The sequence below is a fragment of the Arthrobacter sp. I3 genome (genome assembly GCF_000520575.1).
Lineage (GTDB): Bacteria > Actinomycetota > Actinomycetes > Actinomycetales > Micrococcaceae > Arthrobacter > Arthrobacter humicola_A.
Genome location: NZ_KI914916.1, coordinates 39388 through 43068, shown reverse-complemented (window position 1 = coordinate 43068; position 3681 = coordinate 39388). Strand labels below are relative to the sequence as shown.

Below are 3681 nucleotides of genomic sequence, written 5' to 3'. Positions count from 1 at the left end.
CCTTGCGACAGAGGCTCGCCACGACCGTCGTCGAACGTGCCATCCGCACCGGCGTGGAACAGCACGGAGGCGTCCAGTTTGATCTCGTGACCAAGCATGAGTGCGACGGACGCTGTTCCTCAGCCACCCGCTGCCCCGGCGATGCCACAGACAGCGACGCCAAATCCGGCGCCTCTCCCGACGCTGTCGCCACGAAGTAGGAGGAAATCGTGACCACAATTCTTGATGGCCGCCCCGCCGGCGGCATTCCAGCCGCAACGGCCGAGGCCGCTGCTAAGCCCTCGTCGCCCAAAACCCGCACGCCCGAGTTCGTCCTCACCCTGGCCTGCCCCGAAAGGCCCGGCATCGTCCGGGCCGTCACCGCCTTCCTGGCCGACCGCGGTTTCGACATCGTGGAGCATCAGCAGTTCGATGACCACGTCAGCGGGAACCTGTTTCTGCGCACCGCCTTCACCGGCGGGCGCACGGACACCGGTGACGGAACCCGTCCAGATCCCGGTTTCGACGGGCTCAACGACCGGGTTTCCATCGCGGAGAGGCTCACGGCCGGCTTCGCGGCAACGGCCGCCGAATTTGGCATGAACTTCACCTTCCACGACGGCCGGCCGCAGCGCCTCCTGGTCATGGTCTCCAAATTCGGCCACTGCCTGAACGACCTGATCTACCGGTGGCGCGCGGGCAGCCTGGGTGCGGAGATCGCCGTCGTGGTTTCCAACCATGAGGACCTTCGCGCTATGGCCGAAAACGCCGGGCTCCCGTTCATCCATGTTCCGGTGACCCCCGACACCAAACCGGAAGCCGAGGCGCGGCTGCTGGAACTCGTGGCCGGGTACGACGCCGACTTGGTGGTCCTGGCGCGGTATATGCAGGTGCTGTCCAATGATCTGTGCACAAACCTGCGCGGCCGGGCCATCAACATCCACCATTCCTTCCTGCCGGGCTTCAAGGGCGCGAAGCCGTACCACCAGGCTTACGACCGCGGCGTGAAGCTCATCGGGGCCACGGCGCACTACGTGACGCCGGACCTGGATGAGGGACCCATCATCGAGCAGGAGGTCTTCCGGGTGGACCACAGCCTGGATGCGGACGCCCTGGTGACGGTTGGCCGGGACGCCGAATCACAGGCCCTGTCCCGGGCTGTGAAGTGGCATTGCCAGCACCGCGTCCTGCTCAACAACACCCGCACCGTCGTATTCCGCTAACGCGAACCAGGAGAACAACTTATGAGCGCATCACCACGCGTCGTCATCATCGGCGCCGGCATCGTCGGCACCAACCTCGCGGACGAACTCGCCAGCCGCGGCTGGAACAACATCACGGTCGTCGAACAGGGTCCGCTGGAACTGGCCGGCGGTTCCACCTCGCACGCCCCCGGCCTGGTCTTCCAGACCAACCCGTCCAAGACCATGACGGAATTCGCCAGCTACACGGTGGACAAGCTGCTCTCCCTCAGCGCCGACGGAGTGTCTTGCTTCAACCAGCTCGGCGGGCTTGAGCTTGCCACCACCGAGGTGCGGCTGCAGGACCTCAAGCGCAAGCTGGGGTACGCCACCTCTTGGGGCATCGAAGGCCGGATCATCGACCCCGACGAGTGCGGGAAGCACTACCCGCTGCTGACCACCGGGGCGCTGGCGAACGGCAACGAGGTCCTCGGCGGCCTTCACGTCCCGACGGACGGCCTGGCCTCCGCCGCCCGCGCCGTCCAGCTGCTGATCAGCCGCACCCGCCAAGCCGGCGTGACCTACCTCGGCTCCACCACCGTGACAGGCATCCAACAGGCCTCGGGCAGGGTCACCGGCGTCGAAACGGCCGACGGCGTGATCCCGGCGGACATTGTGGTGTCCTGCGCCGGGTTCTGGGGCCGCGAGCTCGGCAAGATGGTTGGCTTGAAGGTGCCGCTGCTGCCGCTGGCGCACCAGTACGTGAAGACCACGCCACTTCCGGAGCTGAAGGGCCGGAACGAACTTCCCAACGGCGCCCGACTGCCCATCCTGCGCTTCCAGGACAAGGACCTCTACTACCGCGAGCACGGCGACCGGATAGGCATCGGCAGCTACGCGCACCGTCCGATGCCGGTGGACATGGCACGGCTTCCCCGCGTTGGCGCGGAGGAGATGTCGGATCACCGCATGCCCTCGCGCCTGGACTTCACGATGGAAGACTTCCTGCCCGCCTGGGAAGACAGCCAGGACCTCCTTCCGGCCCTGCACGGGGCCCGGATCGAGGACGGGTTCAACGGCATCTTCTCTTTCACTCCCGACGGCGGCCCGCTGATGGGCGAGTCCCCCGACGTCGACGGCTTCTTCGTTGCCGAGGCAGTCTGGGTCACCCACTCAGCCGGCGTCGCCAGGGCCATGGCGGAGCTGCTCACCGAGGGCCAGTCCCGCACCGACCTGCACGGCTGCGAGCTCACGCGCTTCGAGAAGGTCCAGACCAGCGACCAGTATGTCAGCGAAACGTCCCAGCAGAACTTCGTGGAAATCTACGACGTCCTGCACCCGCTGCAGCCCAAGGAATCCCCGCGGGACCTGCGCGTCAGCCCGTTCAACATCCGGCAGAAGGAGCTCGGGGCGTTCTTCCTGGAGTCCGCTGGCTGGGAGCGCCCGCATTGGTTCGAGGCCAACCGCGGCCTGCTCGACGAACTGCCGGTGCAATGGCAGGCACCCGAGCGGGACGAGTGGTCCGCGATGTTCCACTCCCCCATCTCGGCGGCCGAAGCCTGGAAGACGCGTACCGCCGTCGGGCTTTATGACATGACGCCGCTGAAGCGGCTGGCGGTCACGGGGCCCGGGGCGCTGCCACTGCTGCAGCGGCTGAGCACCGGCAACATCGCAAAGAAGCCGGGAGCCGTGACGTACTGCCTCCTGCTGGCGGACGACGGCGGCATCCGCAGCGACGTGACGGTCGCCCGGCTCGCCGAGGAGCAGTTCCAGCTCGGCGTGAACAGCAACGTGGACTTCGACTACCTCCGTGTCGAGGCCAGGAAGCACTCGGCCGCGGATCCAGCCCGGTGGGTGCACGTTTCCGACATCACCGGCAGCACCTGCTGCATCGGGCTCTGGGGGCCGCTGGCACGTGAAGTGATCGGCAAGCTCAGCACGGACGACCTCAGCAACGAGGGCCTGAAGTACTTCCGCACCAAGAACATCTCGGTGGGCGGCATCCCCGTCACCGCCATGCGGCTCTCCTATGTAGGCGAGCTTGGCTGGGAGCTATACACCACCGCCGAGTACGGGCTGAAGCTGTGGGACCTCCTCTTCGATGCAGGAAAGGAGCACGGCATCATCGCGGCCGGGCGTGGAGCTTTCAACAGCATGCGGCTCGAGAAGGGCTACCGGTTGTGGGGCACGGACATGACCTCCCAGCACCACCCCTACGAGGCCGGCCTGGGATTCTCGATCGCCAAGGACAAGGAAGGCTTCGTGGGCTGCGACGCCCTGGCCGCCTTCAGGGAACTGCCGGCCACCAGGGCGCTGCGGTGCCTGACCATGGACGACGGCACATCCGTGGTCCTGGGCAAGGAACCGGTGTACTTCAACGGCGAGGCCGCCGGCTATGTCACCAGCGCCGCCTACGGCTACTCGGTCCGCAAGCCCCTCGCCTATGCCTGGCTGCCTGCCTCGGTGACCGAGGGCGACGCCGTAGAGGTGGAGTACTTCGGCGGGCGCATCGCGGCGACCG

At 66.8% G+C, this 3681-nt stretch carries 2 protein-coding genes; both read left to right on the top strand.

Annotated features, from left to right (window positions below; all coding sequences use genetic code 11):
- Positions 1-209: 209 nt before the first annotated feature.
- Positions 210-1202, top strand: coding sequence for a formyltetrahydrofolate deformylase (gene purU / locus Y706_RS0108175; RefSeq protein ID WP_028276213.1), 993 nt, complete (start codon positions 210-212; stop codon positions 1200-1202).
- A 21-nt stretch (positions 1203-1223) separates the two neighbouring features.
- Positions 1224-3681, top strand: a 2458-nt coding sequence (locus tag Y706_RS24330; RefSeq protein ID WP_043435463.1) for a GcvT family protein, incomplete at its 3' end; no start/stop codon positions are given.